At 63.8% G+C, this 981-nt stretch carries 2 protein-coding genes and 1 pseudogene; all 3 read left to right on the top strand.

What is annotated here, in order from left to right; genetic code table 11:
- On the top strand, nucleotides 1–217 hold a 217-nt coding region (locus HX846_RS36100; protein ID WP_306173205.1), incomplete at its 5' end, for an urease accessory UreF family protein.
- Between the two features lie 23 nt (nucleotides 218–240).
- Nucleotides 241–855, top strand: coding sequence for an urease accessory protein UreG (ureG, locus tag HX846_RS36095; RefSeq protein WP_003217431.1), 615 nt, complete (start codon nucleotides 241–243; stop codon nucleotides 853–855).
- Nucleotides 856–879: 24 nt separating this feature from the next.
- Nucleotides 880–981: pseudogene (locus tag HX846_RS36090) on the top strand (protein hupE); the annotation flags it as partial.

The following is a 981-nucleotide window of genomic DNA, read 5'->3' as shown; positions in this document are numbered from 1 at the left end:
GAGTTGGCTGGAAAACCAATTGGCGGTGCTGATGAAGACGCTGCCTCTGGGCCAACAAGCCGCCCAGCGCCTGACCAGCGAACTGCTGCCGCTGCTGCAACAAGCCCAGCAGGACGCCAGCCAGCTTGACCCCAATCACTACGGCAGCGCCGCGTTTGGCCTGTCCCTGGCGTGCATGGCCCATGAGCGCCAGTACAGCCGCCTGTTCCGTTCCTAGGGCACTTTATCTTGGAGAATCACATGAACACCCAACCCCTGCGCGTCGGCATCGGCGGCCCGGTCGGCTCCGGCAAGACCGCCCTGACCCTGGCCCTGTGCCTGGCCCTGCGTGATCGCTACAACCTGGCGGTGGTCACCAACGATATCTACACCCGCGAAGACGCCGACTTCCTGGTGCGCAACCAGGCCCTGGCGCCCGAGCGCATCATCGGTGTGGAAACCGGCGGCTGCCCCCACACCGCGATTCGCGAAGACGCCTCGATCAACCTCGAAGCGGTCGACCAACTCAACCGTCGCTTTCCCGGTCTGGACCTGATCCTGGTGGAATCCGGCGGCGACAACCTGTCGGCCACCTTCAGCCCGGAACTGTCGGACCTGACCATCTACGTGATCGATGTGTCGGCCGGCGACAAGCTGCCGCGCAAAGGCGGGCCGGGAATCTGCAAATCCGACCTGCTGGTGATCAACAAGATCGATCTGGCGCCGCTGGTAGGCGCATCCCTGGAACTGATGAACAGCGATACCCAGCGCATGCGCGGCGGTAAACCTTTCGTCTTCAGCAATCAGAAAACCGGCGTCGGCCTGGAAGAAATCGTCGCCTTCATCGAACGCCAGGGCTTGCTGACCGCAGCCTGATCAACCCCCACAAGGAGCCTGTCCATGCGCCTCAATACACTTCTCGCTGCCGCAGCCTTGCTGCTCACCCCCGCCCTCGCCTTCGCCCACCCCGGCCATGGCGACAACGGCCTGGTGGCCGGTATC

The organism is Pseudomonas sp. K5002 (assembly GCF_013386655.1).
GTDB lineage: Bacteria > Pseudomonadota > Gammaproteobacteria > Pseudomonadales > Pseudomonadaceae > Aquipseudomonas.
This window is presented reverse-complemented; position numbering and strand designations above follow the sequence as displayed.